Genomic DNA, 13,894 nt, shown 5'->3' with positions numbered 1-13,894 from the left:
TAAAACCAAGGAACAATTTCATGAAACAGAAAAAAGCACCAATCGCAACCCATCAAATCGAAGGCGAATTTCTCGGCTTTTTACCCAACCCCAAGAACGCGTTTAAATATATGCAGTTGCAAGTGGGAGAACGGACAATAGCGGTTAAACTTGCCAAAGACTTACGGAAACCCGTGAGTCAAAAACTGGTCAAGGGCGATCATTTATTAGTTAGCTTGGAGAAAAAAGGAGTAGGAAAAGGGAGTTGCTTAAAGCTGAAAACGCAACACCTGGAAAAGCTGAATACTGATCGTAAACCGCTTGTTTTTGGCTCAACTTCACCGACTAAAAAAGGGAAGATTTTACTCTGTTATAAATCTGGCTGTGCGAAAAAGGGAGGTAAAAACCTCTATTTTGCTTTAGCAGAAGCGCTTGAAAAATTAGGCTTAAAAAATCAAGTTTCAATTGAACTCACTGGCTGCCAAAAACAATGTAAAAAAGCCCCAAGCTTTATTCTGATGCCGGGTAAAGTTGTATATAATTATGTCGATCCACAGAATCTGACTGCTTTGTTAGCGAATCATTATCAGTGCGATGATCAAAGGGCAGTCCCTTCGCCAGATCGCACAGTTCATGCAACAAATGCCTGATCAGTTGAACTATTACTCAAAGCAAGAAGCGATCAAGGATTAATTAATCATTATTAATTTGATAATAAAGATGCAGTCTTAATAAAAATCGACTGTTTGATGCTGAATCACCTTGACTAACATTGGAGGTTATACCATGCCATTTGTTACCATTCAAATTGCCGACGGTCATTCCGTTGAAGACAAGCGTAAATTGGCGAAAGCTGTTACCGATACCCTCGTAGCAAATTTAGGAACCCGACCAGAATGGGTCACTATTCATATCGATGAATTTGAACGAGAAAATTGGGCAGTTGGCGGTGAATTACATATTGATAAGCCAAGTCGCAAACAAACAGTGCTCAAAGAATAAGTGTCGCCAACATTATGCCTTAGGCACTAATCCTTTGCGCTTGCAAGTGCCAACAGATGAACACGCAGTTGAGAGAACTAATAAGCATATCAAAATAGAAGTTACTAAATTAATTCGACTCTCACCACAATCATGCTTTCCCTTAAAATAGTGAATAGCTCGGCTTGATACTTTTAAGGTCTTTACTCTCACTGCATGTTATATCTCAAAAATTTAACTTATCATCCTCCCGCGACTCCCGAACCCATCTTAAAAGGAATCACGCTACAACTTCCTCCCCAACAGTTAGGATTGATTATCGGTCCTAGCGGTTCTGGAAAAAGCACTCTCTTAGAAATTTTATCGGGGTTAGCCGAACCAACAAAAGGAGAAATTTTGTGGGGGAGTCAATCCCTCATGTCTTATAATCTGCAAGAATTAGCCGGACTGGTTTTCCAGTTTCCAGAACGGCATTTTTGTGGCGGAACGATTCTAGAAGAATTGCGCTTTGGTCATCCCGAGTTAAGTCTCACCCAAGTCAAAAATGCCTTAGAAGAAGTGGGATTAGATCATCTTTCCTTGAATACTTCGCCTCATGCCTTAAGTGGTGGACAACAAAGACGTTTAGCCTTAGCGGTGCAATTAATCCGCCAGCCCAATGTCCTGATGTTAGATGAACCCACTGCCGGGTTAGACTGGTCAATGCGCAGCCAATTAGTGAAATTATTGGCAAAATTAAAAGAACATTGGACACTATTAGTGGTCACTCATGATGCTAAGGAATTAGTGTCAGTGGCCGATCAGTGTTGGCGGATTCAAAATGGGGAATTATCCTCGGTGGAGATGCCACAAGCCATTGGAAATCGCTAATTTTAGTATTATAGAATCTGCTAGGAATCAATCAAACGCATGGGAAGCGAAACGATTACTTTATTATCAAATCGAGAAATTGAAAAAATGCGCAGTGCTGGACGGTTAGCGGCAGCACTCCTGGATCATCTAGAAACAATGATTAAACCTGGGGTCAGCACCTTAGAACTCAATGATGAAGCGGAACGCTGGACCCAAGCCCACGGGGCAACCAGTGCGCCTTTAGGCTATCACGGTTTCCCGAAATCGATTTGCACCAGTGTCAATGAAGTGATTTGTCATGGGATTCCAAATGCAAAAGAAATCTTGAAAGATGGCGATATTATCAACATTGATGTCACGCCAATTTTAGATGGCTATCATGGCGACACCTCCAGAATGTTTATTGTGGGTACCCCCTCACCGGCAGCGAAAAAGTTAGTGGAAACCACCAAAGAATGCTTAATGCGTGGGATTGCGGCGGTCAAGCCGGGGGGAAGAATCGGTGATATTGGCGCTGCCATTCAAGAGTATGCAGAAGCCCAAGGGTTTTCTGTGGTACGCGACTTTGTGGGGCATGGCATTAATCGCGTGTTCCACACGGCACCGCAAATCCCCCATTACGGGACTAAAGGAAAAGGAAAACGGATCCGTCCGGGCATGGTTTTTACCATTGAACCGATGATTAATGAAGGGACTTATGAAGCGCAAGTGCTGGATGACAAGTGGACAGCCGTAACAAAAGATGGGAAGTTATCCGCTCAATTTGAGCATACGATCGCGGTGACCCGAGAAGGAGTTGAAATCTTAACTTTACCGGCATAGACCCAGGATTTCAGTTGGGGCGAACCGTGATCCGCCCCAATGACTCGACCGATCTAAGTGAGATTTAAGTCGGTAACTGCACCCAAACTACTCGAAGAAACGAGCTTGGCATACTTAGCGAGAACACCGCGCGGATAACGGGGCGCTGGCGGTTGCCAGTTGCTGCGACGTTGGGCTAATTCTTCATCACTCACATGAAGCTGCAGCGATCGCGCTGCAGCATCAATAGTAATGGTGTCTCCTTCTTCTACCAAGGCAATATTGCCACCAACCGCCGCTTCAGGGGCTACATGACCCACCACCAGACCATAAGTGCCACCGGAGAAACGTCCATCGGTGATTAAGCCCACGGAATCGCCTAAACCCGCGCCAATAATCGCTGAAGTGGGGGCTAACATCTCCCGCATCCCAGGACCCCCTTTCGGACCCTCATTGCGGACAATGACGACATCTCCGGCGTTAATTTTGCCAGCAAGAATCGCATCTAAACAGTCTTCTTCTGACTCAAACACTCGCGCCGGACCGGTAATTTTTGGTGTTTTCACGCCGCTAATTTTTGCCACTGCCCCTTCTGCAGCTAAATTTCCTTTCAGAATCGCTAAGTGTCCTTGGGCATACACAGGATTATCCCACTGGCGAACCACTTCTTGATTGGGGGGTGGGGTACTGGGAACATCTTTTAAGATTTCTGCGGTGGTTTCTCCGGTAATTGTGAGGGTATCACCGTGAAGTAAACCATGTTCCAGGAGCATTTTCATCACGAGTGGAATTCCACCCACATCATGGAGGTTTGTAATCACAAACCGACCGGACGGTTTGAGGTCACATAAAACCGGAACGCGATCGCGAATTGTCGCAAAATCTTCTAAGGTCAGATCCACACCAATGGTATTCGCAATCGCCAGTAAATGCAGAACTGCGTTCGTCGAGCCACCCACTGCCATAATCACAGAAATCGCATTTTCAAAGGCCTTCCGTGTTAAAAGTTGACTGGGCAAAATTTGCTTACGAATCGCCTCGACTAAAGCAAACGCCGATTTCTCAGCACTATCGGCTTTTTCCGCATCTTCCGCTGCCATAGTGGAAGAATAGGGCAAACTAATCCCCATCACTTCAAACGCCGAGGACATGGTATTGGCAGTAAACATTCCCCCACATGAACCAGCCCCCGGACAAGCATGGCGTTCAATTTCAGTGAGATGGGCTTGATCAATATTGCCCGCACTATACTCTCCCACCGCTTCAAAGGCACTGACAATGGTTAAATCTTTCCCCTCATAATGTCCCGGTTTGGTTGTTCCGCCATAAACAAAAATCGAGGGAATATTGAGGCGTGCCATGGCAATCATTGCCCCTGGCATATTCTTATCGCAGCCGCCAATCGCTAGCACCCCATCCATACTCTGTCCATTACACACCGTTTCAATGGAATCGGCAATGACATCACGGGAAACAAGAGAATATTTCATTCCCTCCGTGCCCATGGAAATACCATCGGAAATGGTAATCGTACCAAACATTTGGGGCATCGCTCCCGCTTCTTTAAAAGCCGCTTCCGCCCGGAGGGCTAAATCATTAATCCCCACATTACAGGGAGTAATCGTACTATATCCATTAGCGAGTCCCACAATCGGCTTCGTAAAATCGTCATCCCCAAATCCGACTGCCCTTAACATGGCCCGGTTGGGAGCGCGTTGTGTCCCTTGAGTAACGGCTTTACTTCTTAAATTATCTGACATTCGTAATTCTCCAAAGTCCTTTTCTATTTTGGCGTTGATTGGGGCAAAATGAGGAAGAATGCTCAGGGATTTTTAAGCATTTCTTCACCTTAAACTTTACTTTCCGCAATAAAAATGTATGATTAAAATCAATAATAAGTGTAATACCATTCAGACTGGTTGATCCTATGTTTATTCTTACTGCTGACCAAGTTAGCCCTCAGCGAGCCATTCGACGTCATAACTCACAAGTCGAAAAACTGGTTGCAATTGCTTATCGGCAATGGTTATTTACCAAAGGAGAATCTTATTTAGCAGCAGAACGGGAGATTGCAATTCAACAAGCCCGAGAAAAACTGGATGCCGGCAAACTGTGTATTTTAGTAATGGATGAGCGGAATCAAAAATATGTACTGTGCTATCAAGATTCGGAACTGGAACCCTTAGACGAAAACGTGCCCACGACAGAAACCAAGGAAGATTTAGCAGCACTTGTGGAAGCCATACGTGAAACTTCCGGCTTAATCAAGAACAATCGCCAGAAGCTGAGAGTCTATCCAAAATCCATTATTGGAACCGAACTAGTCGATTGGTTATGTGATTATCTCAACTGTTCCCGCAAGGATGCCGTTAAAGTGGGACAGTCACTGATTGATCAAGGTTGGCTACACCACACTTGGGATAAACATGAGTTTAAAGACGAGGAATTACTGTATCGTTTCTATCAAGATGACAGATTGAGTCTTCCTTTTGTCACAGGATAGTCTGGCTATGACGAATCGTGATTAAACGTTAACCAATTCCGGGGACAACCGGATGAAAGAAAAACGCCAACCCAATCACAATATACGTTGCTAAGAGTAAACTTCCTTCTAACCAATTGGATTTGCCATCGGAACTAATAGAGTTGGCAATTAAAACTGAAACGGCCACTGCGACTAACTCAAAGGGATTAAAGTCTAAATCCATGGGTTGACCAATTATCCAACCTGTAATTACTAAGACAGGGGCAACAAATAGGGCAATTTGGAGCGTTGAACCAACAGCAACTGATAAAGACAAATCCATTTTATTTTTCATGGCAACCGTGACCGCTGTAAAGTGTTCTGCTGCATTGCCAATGACAGGAAGCAGAATGACCCCTGTAAATAAAGCAGTAATCCCTAAACTTTCTGTGGCTGCTTCTAACGAACTCACCAATAATTCTGACTCGATCGCGACTGTAATTGTAACAACAAATAAAATTCCAACCCAGAACCAAAGATTCACATCTTCTGGCTTTTTTTCTGCTTCTGTTGGAGTGGACTCAACTGATAATTGTGACTGTTGATCCACTGCTCCGACTTCGCAAAGATAGGCATGGGTTTTCATTGAAAATAAAAGCGTTAATCCGTAGACAATAATTAACACAATGGCAACGGCAACCGATAATTTTTGTAACGTGGCTTCGCCAATTCCATTTGAGGTATGTTCAACTGCCGTTGGCAGTAAAATGGCAATCACCGCTAAATTCATAGAAGACGCATTGACCCGCGCCACTTCCGACTGAAAAATTTGTTCTTTATAACGCAATCCCCCTAAAAGCATGGCAAAGCCCATGACCAATAATAAATTACTGATAATTGATCCAGTAATTGTTGCTTTAACGACATTAATTAGACCACTTTTTAGAGCAATAAAAGCTAAGATTAATTCAGTAGCATTACCGAAAGTTGCATTGAGGAGCCCCCCTAATGTTGGTCCCACAACAACCGCAATTTCTTCTGTTGCTTCACCCATAAAAGCGGCGAGAGGAATAATCCCTAAACTCGCCATGATAAAGATCGTTACTTCATCCCAATGTAACCAATGACCAATGATTGAAATGGGAACAAATAGTAATAGAATAAACCATAAGGTATTGCGATTGAACATCATTTTAAGCTGGAGAGTTAACAATTAATGATAGATAATACCCTAATTTGAACATTGATCATAGAATACAGGGATACTTTTTGAAAGTCTTTATATAAAAGTAAGATTAAGCACAATTCCCTGAACAAAATTACTTTTAGAAAAATAATCATTGTCAGAGTTAAAGTCAGTTAAGAAGGAGGGTGTGCAATATGGATCGTCAAGACAGTCGGGCTACTGTGATGAAAGAATTATTAAAACCCCTTCATCCAGCAAGAGAATCAGAAACCAAGACGGGGGTATATGTGACGGTTCACGGGCATTTTTATCAGCCGCCACGAGAAAATCCTTTTTTAGAAGCCATTGAACGGCAACCAACGGCAGAACCCTTCCATGATTGGAATGAACGGATTCATCATCAATGTTATCGCCCGAATGTCTTTGCGAGAGTCTTGAATGAACGAGGAGAAGTGATTGATATTGTTAATAATTTTGAGTACCTCAGTTTTAATGTTGGTCCGACTTTGATGTCCTGGCTAGAACGATACGATTTAGAGGTTTATCAAAAGATAATTGAAGCCGATCGCGCCAGTTGTGAACGCCTCAATGGACATGGCAACGCGATCGCGCAACCCTATAATCATCTCATTCTTCCCCTGGCTAACTGGGAAGATAAAATTACGCAAATTCGCTGGGGAAAAGCAGATTTTCAACGGCGGTTTGGACGGAAACCGGAAGGCATGTGGCTACCGGAAACCGCTGTGGACTATCCCACCTTAGAAGCCCTGATTGCAGAAAAGATTCGTTTCATTATCCTCTCTCCTTCCCAAGCCCAGCGCTGTCGTCCTCTGCCGAGTCAGGACAATTCGACCCCTCGGATCTGGCACGAAGTCGGCGGGTCTCAAATTAATCCCTCCCGCCCCTATCGCTGTTTTGTTGACTCTGACCAATTTATTGATATCTTTTTCTACGATGGTCCAATTTCGGCAGATATGGGCTTTCATGATGTCTTACAGACCTCGCAATATTTTGCCGAACGCCTCCGACAAGCCATTCAAGGGGGTCATCTGCCCTCACAATTGATTAATGTGGCGACAGATGGCGAAACCTTTGGTCACCATAAACCCGGAACCGAAAAATCCCTAGCTTATGCCTTTACTCGTGAATTTCCTGCCCGAGATTGGCAAGTGACCAACTATGGGCATTATCTTAGCCAAAATCTCCCAACCTGGGAAGTGATGCTTAAGCCCGTCAGTTCTTGGAGTTGTCCCCATGGGATAGAACGCTGGCGCAGTGCTTGCGGTTGCGGGGGCAGTGCTCACTCACAGCAAAATTGGCGCCAACCGCTGCGAACAAGTTTAGATTGGTTGCGAGATCAGCTGGCAGAAATTTTTACGACAGAAGGGAGCAAACTGTTTGTTGATCCGTGGGCAGCTCGTAATGACTATCTGCAAGTCTTGCATGATCGCGCTCAGGTCATGTCGTTTCTCCTGCATCATCGCAATCACCCGCTCCGCCCCCAAGAACAAGTTACCGCTTTACGCTTGCTAGAAATGCAACGCAATGCCCTGCTCATGTACACCAGTTGCGGTTGGTTCTTTGAGGAAATTTCTCGTCCCGAAGGGGTACAAATTTTACAGTATGCCTGCCGCGCGATCGAATTAGCAGAAACCGTCTCCGGCCAATTCCTGGAAACTGAGTTTATAGGACGACTCGCCCAAGCCCCCAGTAATAACCAAAATTTCCAAAATGGTGCTGAGGTTTATCAGTATCTGGTCAAGCCCGCTCAAATTACCCTCGAACAAATTGCTGCCCACTACGCCTTTAGTTCTTTATTCCAAGCGCAACCGAAGCAAGATTATCATTACGCATATAATGTGACACAAAAAGACTACCATCGTCAAACCATTGGCGCTCTCACCTTAGCCATGGGGGAATTAAAAATGCAGTCCCGCACCACCGGAGAAATTGCCCATGTCGTTTTTGCTGTCTTACATCTAGGGGGATGGGACTTTCATTGCTGCGTGCAACCCTTTCCGGGACGAACTACTTATGTTATGCAGCTCGAACAAATCTTTGGCACCTTTAAACACGGCAGCGTAGGGAAGACAATTCTAGCTATGAAAGCCCACTTTGGAGAACAGTCATTGGGCTTAGAAAATCTCTTGGTGGAGAAGCGGATGGAGATTATGCAGCAACTCGCCCAACAAACTAAAAACCGCTTGCACGAACTTTACACTCAGATCTATCGCGATAATTACAGTATTTTAGTGGCATTTCATCAAGATCGCTTACCCGTTCCCCGAGAGCTACAGGTGGCTGCCGAAATTACGCTTTCTCAGCGCTGCTTAAACAGTTTACAGCAGCTAGAACAAGTGGAAGAGGATATTGCCGCGCGCAACGAGCTGTTGCAGGAATTGGAAATGACGACCAATGAAGCCCATCGTTTAGAACTCACCTTGGAGATTCCAGAGGGCAGAAAAATTTTAGAACGGCTCACTTTACGATCGCTGTGGCATTTACTTCATAACTGTCCCCAAGATCCGACAACTGGCAAATATACGAAACGGCTGATTGATTTGGGACACTTACTCGATGTCGGACTAATGCTCGATCGCTGCCAAGAACTCTACTACAACTGGTTACAAAACCATTCCCAACAAGGATTGTCTCAAGAACTACGCAGTTTGCTGCAACTGGGACTCGATTTAGCAGTTGATGTTCGTCCTTGGCTACAAAAATTGGAATCACAGGGTTCGTAGTTGCATCTGGGAGCGATCTTTGCCATCTTGATGCTTCACTTTCCGATACAGTTCATAAGCGGTTTGAAAGGCTTGTCTGGCTTCACTGGGTCGCTCGCGTCCTTTGAGGGCGAGCCCTAGATTGTAATAAATACTGGGATTATCGGGAACGAGTTCGGTGAGGCGACGATACGTAACGATCGCTTGTGAATAATCTTGTTGCTTCAGTTGGATTTCTCCTAAGGCAACTAAGGCTGTAACCGGTTGCGGATCGAGACGGATCGCTTGTTGATAAGCTGATATTGCCGCTTGTCGGTCACCTCCTTGTTCCAGTAGTTTTCCTTGGTAATAGTAGCCCATCCCCTGATTCGGGTAGCGTTGCAAGAACGTTTCAATGGTTGCCAAAGCTTGAGAGAATTGGCCCTGTTGCTGATAAGCTGTGCTGAGATTAAACCAGGCTGAACTTTCCTGGGGAGCGATCTGAATAACGTTTTTTAAGTGCGCGATCGCGGCGGGATAATTCCCTTGTCGGACGAGTAAAGACCCCAAAATTGCATTCGCTTCTACGTGATTAGGTTGAATGGTCAAAAGTTTTTGGTAGATTGCCGAAGCGCCTGCCCGATCATTTTGACGTAAGAGCACTGCCCCTAACCCTAAATAGGCTTCTAGCTTTTGCTCGTCCAATTCGGTTGCCCGGAAAAAAGCGGTGGACGCTTCGGAATACTTTTCAATTTTCGCTAGGGTATGACCCAAAGCATAATAGAACTCAGCATTATCGGGCGCCAGTTCTACCGCTCGGCGATACGCCCAAACCGCCGTCTCATAATTCCCCTGTTGGGCTTCGAGATAGCCAATACCTGAGAAAATCTTAGGATTATTCGCACCGAGACCAGCCGCTTTTTTATACACTGCCGTTGCCGCTTCATATTCCTTCGCATCTGCCAATTTTCGTCCGCGCTCCAATAACTGACGCAATTCATCTTGGCGATTTTCTTGGCCAAGCTGGGTATTTTCCTGAAAGTTCACTTCTATCCTTTCACTGAGCGAGATCGAGGGCAAGAAAACAATTGGCGCAACAGCAGCAGCAATGACGAGACTTCCCAGACGGCTAATTTTATGCACAATCATTCATTCAATCACTTTTAAATAAAGCAAGACTTAACAATTGATATCTTATGGTGCAAGGGACAAATTAACAATATCGCAAACGCTTGTTTTGATCTGTGTTCCCAATCGTCAACATTGGTTATTGCTTTCGCTTGGATTGGGGATGATGAACGGCTAGGAAAATTAGGGGTTATCAACGATGAAAAAACGCTTGCATCAAGACAGTATTTCCCTAATGTTTAAATAATGGTCACTCTGATCCAATTTTGAGATATCCCCTAGGGGGGTATTGAAATTCTAAGCAAAAACTAGCAAGCTAAGCAAGAGAGATTGTAAGAAGATTGTAGGGGCAAAATTTGGTGAAACAACAAGTATTATTAACCGCTTTCGCGATTGGACTTCCCTTATTTACACTCGGTTGTGGTGGAACAACCCCCTCCGATGAAGAAACAACAACCAGCGAATCGCCATCAACAAGCGGTTCCGGAACAATTACACTCGTTGCCAATGGTGAAGATTTTGTGCGTCAAGGATTTGTTACTAAAGATGGTTGGCAAGTTGACTTTGATCATGTTTACGTCACCCTTAATGATGTGACCGCCTATCAAAGTGAGCCAGCGTTTGACCCTGATCAAGATCAAGACATTCAGGCAAAAAACGAAGTGACCTTAGTCAGTGAACCGACAACAGTTGATTTAGCCGCTGGAGGCGCAGAAGCCGCTCCAATTCAGGTGACGGAAGAAAAAGCCAGCCCCGGTATGTACAATGCCCTGGCCTGGCAACTTGTCACGCCAGAAGCGGGAGACGTGAATAGTGCGATGGTTCTAGAAGGAACGGCACAAAAAGAGGACCGCACCATTGATTTTGTCTTAAATCTAGACAAACCCCTGGCCTATCAATGTGGGGAATATGTGGGCGATGCCCGCAAAGGTTTCTTAGAAGCCGACACGCAAACGGAATTAGAAACCACCTTCCACTTTGATCATATTTTTGGGGATGCCGAAGCACCGGCTGATGATGCGATTAATACCGGTGCCGTGGGCTTTGATCCCATGGCAGAACTAGCCGATAATGGTAGCCTGAATGTCGATCTGGCAACCTTAGAGCAAGAACTTTCCCCAGAAAACTATCAAACTCTAGAGAAAGCGATTCAAGGGTTAGGTCATGTGGGCGAAGGACATTGTAAAGAAACAGAAGCTTAAACTCCACTCAATTTTGATATGCGTTGGCAATTTTTTCTCTATTTAACCCTTTCTTTCTTCAGTGCTGCCCCCGTATTCGCTCATGGGGCGGCGATTGAACATCGGAGAACCAGCGCGATCGAAATTCGTGCCACTTACGACAGTGGGGAACCGATGGCAAACGCGCAAGTTACCGTTTATGCCCCCAGTGATCCCACCAAGCCTTGGTTAAAGGGAACGACGACAGAAGAGGGGACATTTGTCTTTGTTCCGGATCCCGATATCAGCGGTGATTGGGATGTGAAAGTCCGTCAGTCCGGACATGGCGACTTGGTGAGTATTCCGGTAGAGAATACGGAAGCAACTACCGCTGCTAATCAAGCCCAAGCGAGTGATAGTTGGCGAGGGGGAAATTACACCCCACTACAAAAAGCAATGATGGCTGCTTTGGGGATTTGGGGATTTATTGGTACTGCCCTTTTCTTTGCCCGTAATCAATCCGAGAAAAAATAATGCACATTCCAGACGGAATTTTACCACCTACAGTTGCCATCGGCGGTTATGCGATCACCGGGGGGATGACTTGGTACTCTCTACGGAAAATTAGTCGTTCTCATAACCCCAGTGAGCAAATTCCGAAAGCGTCTTTACTGACAGCTGGCTTTTTTGTCGCTTCCTTAATTCATATTCCCATTCCCCCTTCGAGTATTCATTTAGTATTGAATGGGTTAGTCGGCGTCGTCTTAGGATACTTTGCCTTTCCTGCCATTTTGATTGGTTTATTTTTTCAAGCGGTTATGTTCCAACATGGCGGACTTTCTTCTCTGGGAGTGAATGCAGCGATGATGGGGATTCCTGCCATACTCGCTTATCATCTTTTTCAACTCCATCATTCTTTCCCCCAAGGAGAACGGTGGGCAAATGCCTTTGCTTTCCTCGCCGGTGGCGGTGCCTTAGGGCTAGCCGCACTGATTTTTACGGTTTTAGTAGTGACAACCATTCCGGCAGAAGTTAATGCAGAATTAGAACGGCGAGCGATCTATATTGGTTTAGCCGGTTACAGTGTGCAAGCCGTAATTGAGGGAACTTTTACCATGCTGCTCGTTTCCTTTTTCCGACGGGTTAAACCGGAACTCCTTTCCGATGCAATTGACAATTGATCAATTCCCCTGAAAAATAGAGGGATTAGGAATGAAGTTGCTGGTTAACTGTAACTAATCGCACAATTACAGATCCATGATTGTTTGGGGGAAGCCATCCTTGAGAAGGAAACATCAATTCATTATTTTTCTGGCCGTTTTTGTCAGTGTTATTGTCGGTTTACAAGCGGTTGTTAAAAGTTATGGATTGCCAAGCCAAAGAGAAATTCGAGGGGCTTGGCTGACGAATGTAGATAGCGAAATTTTATTTTCAGCCCGGGGCGTTGAGTCGGCTTTAAAGCGTTTAGATAATATTCACCTGAACACGATTTATCCGACCGTTTGGCAAGGAGGCTATTCTCTCTATCCCAGTCAGGTCACCACCAATCGCTTTGGCGAAAGCATTTATCCTGACTCACGCTTGCAAGGACGAGATATGTTGCAAGAAGTGCTAGACAAAGGTCATCAATTAGGAATGACCGTGATTCCTTGGTTTGAGTTTGGTTTTATGCTACCCGTTGATTCGCCCTTGGCTAAACAACATCCCGAATGGTTAACCCAGCGCCGCGATGGCAGTACGGTTGAGGTCAAAGGTGAAGATGAAGTCGTCTGGTTAAACCCCTTTCATCCCGACGTGCAACAATTTATTTTGGATTTAATCACAGAAATTGTTAGCAATTACGATGTGGATGGGATTCAATTTGACGATCATTTTGGTTTACCGGTTGCGTTTGGTTATGATGACTACACGACTCAGCTTTACCAGTGGGATGTGAATGAGACTCCCCCTGAGGAACCCCGAGAAACCTTTTGGGTGCGTTGGCGTGCGGATCAACTCAATGAATTTATGGGGAAAGTTTTTCATACAATTAAAGCGGCCAATCCGGATTGTTTGGTTTCGGTTTCTCCCAACCCCCTTCATTTTGCTTTACCGGCCCATTTGCAAGATTGGTTAACTTGGGAACGAAAAGGTTATATTGAAGAACTAGTCTTACAAGTTTATCGCTCCGATATGGAGCGTTTTGTAGATGAATTACAACGCACAGAAGTGCAGCTAGCCAACTCTCATATTCCAGTTGCGATTGGCATTTTAAGTGGCTTAAAAAATCGTTCGATGCCGATGCCCATTCTTGAGCAGCAAGTCAAAGAAGTGCGCGATCGCGGTTTTGCCGGAATGTCGTTCTTTTTCTATGAAAGTCTCTGGAAATGGGGAGAAGAGTCGCCCACTGAACGAGAAAAAGCCCTTTACAATCTCTTTTTGTTTCCAGCCAGTCGAGAAATTTTTATGTCATTTTCCTAGGTTCTGTTGACAGAGTAGGAAAAAGCGAGTCAAGAATGAGACAACACGCCTTACCCTTTAGAGTGCTGCAATAAATAAATCGTCCTTTTACAATGAAAGAGAAGTCATGTATCGACGGAAGGTTAATGAACACAGACTCCATCGAATTAACCGACTCTCGAAAATCTCTCTTTCAAGAAAC

The 13,894-nt window shown here is 44.9% G+C and carries 13 protein-coding genes; 10 read left to right on the top strand and 3 right to left on the bottom strand.

All coding sequences use genetic code 11. The features are described 5' to 3' along the window. The first annotated feature begins 20 nt into the window (after positions 1–20). The 4 genes from GVY04_21345 to map all read left to right on the top strand — a co-directional run bounded on the left by GVY04_21345 (position 21) and on the right by map (position 2,634). Positions 21–629, top strand: a complete 609-nt coding sequence (locus GVY04_21345; protein ID NBD18577.1) for a (2Fe-2S) ferredoxin domain-containing protein — start codon at positions 21–23, stop codon at positions 627–629. A gap of 136 nt (positions 630–765) precedes the next feature. Then, positions 766–981, top strand: coding sequence for a 4-oxalocrotonate tautomerase (locus tag GVY04_21340; GenBank protein NBD18576.1), 216 nt, complete (start codon positions 766–768; stop codon positions 979–981). A gap of 195 nt (positions 982–1,176) precedes the next feature. Further along, on the top strand, positions 1,177–1,830 hold the full coding sequence (locus GVY04_21335; GenBank protein ID NBD18575.1) for an ATP-binding cassette domain-containing protein: 654 nt from the start codon (positions 1,177–1,179) through the stop codon (positions 1,828–1,830). 39 nt (positions 1,831–1,869) lie between these two features. Further along, positions 1,870–2,634 (top strand): type I methionyl aminopeptidase, encoded by a 765-nt coding sequence (gene map / locus GVY04_21330; protein ID NBD18574.1) that lies wholly within the window; start codon positions 1,870–1,872, stop codon positions 2,632–2,634. Between the two features lie 53 nt (positions 2,635–2,687). Here the strand turns inward: map and ilvD are convergent, their stop codons facing one another. Beyond that, complete coding sequence (gene ilvD / locus GVY04_21325) at positions 2,688–4,373, bottom strand: dihydroxy-acid dehydratase (GenBank protein NBD18573.1); 1,686 nt, start codon at positions 4,371–4,373, stop codon at positions 2,688–2,690. A gap of 167 nt (positions 4,374–4,540) precedes the next feature. On the opposite strand from ilvD, the gene GVY04_21320 reads away from it, so the two are divergent. Beyond that, the gene (locus GVY04_21320) at positions 4,541–5,116 is read left to right on the top strand and encodes a hypothetical protein (protein ID NBD18572.1); all 576 of its coding nucleotides are present in this window, start codon (positions 4,541–4,543) and stop codon (positions 5,114–5,116) included. Between the two features lie 28 nt (positions 5,117–5,144). On the opposite strand, the gene cax is transcribed toward GVY04_21320, so the two are convergent. After that, positions 5,145–6,266 (bottom strand): calcium/proton exchanger, encoded by a 1,122-nt coding sequence (gene cax / locus GVY04_21315; GenBank protein ID NBD18571.1) that lies wholly within the window; start codon positions 6,264–6,266, stop codon positions 5,145–5,147. A gap of 191 nt (positions 6,267–6,457) precedes the next feature. On the opposite strand from cax, the gene GVY04_21310 reads away from it, so the two are divergent. After that, entirely contained in the window at positions 6,458–9,007 is a 2,550-nt protein-coding gene (locus tag GVY04_21310) for a DUF3536 domain-containing protein (GenBank protein ID NBD18570.1), read from the top strand. Here GVY04_21310 and GVY04_21305 read toward each other — a convergent pair. Beyond that, positions 8,993–10,114: a tetratricopeptide repeat protein gene (locus tag GVY04_21305; GenBank protein ID NBD18569.1), complete on the bottom strand. Its 1,122-nt coding sequence runs from the start codon at positions 10,112–10,114 to the stop codon at positions 8,993–8,995. The two genes, GVY04_21310 and GVY04_21305, sit on opposite strands and share 15 nt — an antisense overlap. A gap of 335 nt (positions 10,115–10,449) precedes the next feature. Here GVY04_21305 and GVY04_21300 point away from each other — a divergent pair, with 335 nt between their 5' ends. The 4 genes from GVY04_21300 (at position 10,450) to GVY04_21285 (ending at position 13,713) form a co-directional block, all read left to right on the top strand. Then, on the top strand, positions 10,450–11,295 hold the full coding sequence (locus GVY04_21300) for a DUF4382 domain-containing protein (GenBank protein NBD18568.1): 846 nt from the start codon (positions 10,450–10,452) through the stop codon (positions 11,293–11,295). Between the two features lie 18 nt (positions 11,296–11,313). Beyond that, positions 11,314–11,787 carry a carboxypeptidase regulatory-like domain-containing protein gene (locus tag GVY04_21295; GenBank protein NBD18567.1) on the top strand — a complete coding sequence of 158 codons (474 nt, stop codon included), beginning with the start codon at positions 11,314–11,316 and terminating at the stop codon, positions 11,785–11,787. Then, positions 11,787–12,434, top strand: coding sequence for a cobalt transporter CbiM (cbiM, locus tag GVY04_21290; GenBank protein ID NBD18566.1), 648 nt, complete (start codon positions 11,787–11,789; stop codon positions 12,432–12,434). Before GVY04_21295 ends, cbiM begins: the two co-directional genes overlap by 1 nt. Before the next feature lie 76 nt (positions 12,435–12,510). Then, complete coding sequence (locus GVY04_21285; GenBank protein NBD18565.1) at positions 12,511–13,713, top strand: family 10 glycosylhydrolase; 1,203 nt, start codon at positions 12,511–12,513, stop codon at positions 13,711–13,713. The last annotated feature ends 181 nt before the right edge of the window (positions 13,714–13,894 follow it).

Source organism: Cyanobacteria bacterium GSL.Bin1 (genome assembly GCA_009909085.1).
GTDB lineage: Bacteria > Cyanobacteriota > Cyanobacteriia > Cyanobacteriales > Rubidibacteraceae > Halothece.
The sequence above is the reverse complement of the archived record's forward strand: the minus strand, read 5'-3'. Positions and strand labels throughout refer to the sequence as shown.